Here is a 2,568-nt window from a genome sequence, read left to right as displayed (position 1 = left end):
CGTATATTCCCTGTCCCTTGATGTCGTGTGGAAAGCCAACGACAGCGGCCTCCGCGACGTCTTTATGAGAGACCAGTGCCGACTCAATTTCAGCAGTACCCATTCGGTGGCCGGAGACATTAAGTACGTCATCAACACGCCCCGTGATCCAGTAATAGCCATCTGCGTCCCTACGGGCGCCATCGCCAGTGGTGTACATACCCTTAAAGCTGGAGAAGTAGGTTTGAATAAAGCGCTCATGGTCATCAAAGACAGTCCGGGCTTGTCCGAGCCAGCTATCGAGAATAACCAGATTGCCTTCCTGTTCACCTTCGAGTATACGACCTTCGTTGTCAACCAGGGCGGGTCTGATACCGAAGAATGGGCGGGTTGCAGAACCGGGTTTCAGATCAGTAGCGCCAGGGAGCGGTGTCAACATAGCTCCACCTGTCTCTGTCTGCCACCAGGTATCTACTATGGGGCACTGTTCATTGCCGATGGTTTTGTAGTACCAACTCCACGCTTCGGGGTTGATGGGCTCTCCAACGCTGCCCAGTAGCCTGAGGCTGGAGCGGTGAGTGTTTTCGACAGCCGCATCGCCTTCAGCCATGAGTGCACGTATGGCCGTGGGAGCGGTATACAGAATATTAACCTGATGTTTGTCAACGACCTTACTGATTCTGTTGCAGGCCGGGTAGTTGGGTACACCTTCATGCATTACTATGGTGGCGCCATTCAGAAGTGGGCCATAAGTGACATAGGTGTGACCTGTAATCCAGCCAATGTCAGCGTTACACCAGAATACATCACCCTCCTGATAGTCAAACACATACTGATGGGTCATAGAGGCATAAACCAGATAACCGCCGGTGCTGTGAAGTATGCCTTTAGGTTTACCCGTGGAGCCCGAAGTGTAGAGAATAAATAGTGGATCTTCTGCATTCATCTCTTCGGGAACACAGTGCTCTGAAGCCGTGGCAGTCAGCTCCTGCCAGTCAATATCACGACCTTCCTGCCAGTTAACCTCTTCACCGGTGTGTCGTAAAACAATGACCTTTTCAATGCTGGTTACTGCCGGGTTTTCAAGAGCTTGATCAACGTTGTTTTTCAAGGGAATCTTGCGTCCGCCACGAATACCTTTATCGGCGGTAATGATCAGTTTGGCACTGGAGTCGATTATTCTTCCTGCCAGAGCTTCAGGTGAAAAGCCGCCGAAGATGACCGAGTGAATGGCGCCAATACGTGAACAGGCCAACATCGCTACGATGGCCTCAACGACCATTGGCATGTAAATGGCTACAACATCACCTTTGCCAACACCCTGACTCTTCAGGCCATTGGCAAAACGACAGACTTGTTCGTGAAGTTCTCTGTAGGTGACTTCTTTACAGGGCTGGTCTTCTTCATCCGGTTCCCAGATGATGGCAACCTGATCGGCTTGTTTGTCGAGGTGACGGTCCAGGCAGTTGAAAGAGGCATTGGTGGTGCCGTCGAAGAACCATTTAATATCGACATTTTCGTGATCGAACGACACATTCCTGATCTGTGTGTAAGGGGTGAACCAGTCGATTCTCTTGCCATGTTCTCGCCAGAACCTTTCTGGGTTAACGACAGATTGCTGGTACATCTCATGATAACGCTCGTTATCTGCCAGTGTATTCTCTCTCTGAACCTCAGTTACCGGGTACACACACACTTCAGTCATAATGAATCCCTAGAGTTATTCTAATTTTTCTTCAGGCAATGTATTGATAGGGTGTTTGTAGTTTTTAGCATTGTGATGCCTGATTGTCATCTTAAGGCGATACCTTCTTCAGGAAATTAGACTTTGGTAGAATAATTCTGTTATTGAATTAGAAAAAAGTAAGAAAGTATGGCTGGATGGTGGTTGGCTCTCATAGCCCTTCTCTATGTGGGGGGATTGTTTTCGGTAGCCTGGTATGGTGATCATGCAGGCGCACAATTACGAGAAAAATGGCGCCCCTATATTTACAGTCTGTCGTTGGCTGTCTATTGCACTGCCTGGACTTTTTTTGGTGCTGTGGGTCAGGCATCTCAGAACATCTGGTCATTTCCGAGTATCTATATCGGGCCCATTCTGGTCTTTGTATTTTTCCGGCAAATGCCATGGGCAGTACAAATACCGCGGTCAGAAGCAGATAGACAGGAAACATCCAGCGAGCGCGGTTTAGATCCCTGATATCACGATTTTCCACCACCAGAACATGGAACTGTCTCGGCAGGCAGATAAAAGCCGCCATGGCGACCATAATTGGGGCCATCAGAGTCAAAAACAGACTCTCATCCGTGGGTTTAGCCAACGCAGTTTCAAAATGAACCAGTGGATCGCTGGCTTCTGTAAAAAATCGATAAGTGATCCAGCCTCCAACCACCAGAAAGGCAATCAGCTTCAATAGAGACTCAAAGGCGATGGCCAGCATGACGCCATGCTGATGTTCTGTAGTATCCAGTCTGCGAGTGCCAAACATAATCACAAACACAGCCAGCAGCAGGGTGACCAACAGAGCTGCATCCTGCTGCTGCCCGGGAGCCATGGCAGCGGGAGACAGAAGTTCAAAACCCATGATG

1 protein-coding gene and 1 pseudogene are annotated in these 2,568 nt (G+C 49.3%); both read right to left on the bottom strand.

What is annotated here, in order from left to right:
- Positions 1–1,684 (bottom strand): acetate--CoA ligase (gene acs, locus KDK17_RS09460; protein WP_257287933.1); only part of this gene is annotated, 1,684 nt, incomplete at its 3' end.
- A 190-nt stretch (positions 1,685–1,874) separates the two neighbouring features.
- Positions 1,875–2,568 (bottom strand): annotated as a pseudogene (locus KDK17_RS09455) (hypothetical protein); the annotation flags it as partial.

The organism is Endozoicomonas sp. SESOKO2 (genome assembly GCF_024606245.1).
Lineage (GTDB): Bacteria > Pseudomonadota > Gammaproteobacteria > Pseudomonadales > Endozoicomonadaceae > Endozoicomonas_A.
This window is presented reverse-complemented; position numbering and strand designations above follow the sequence as displayed.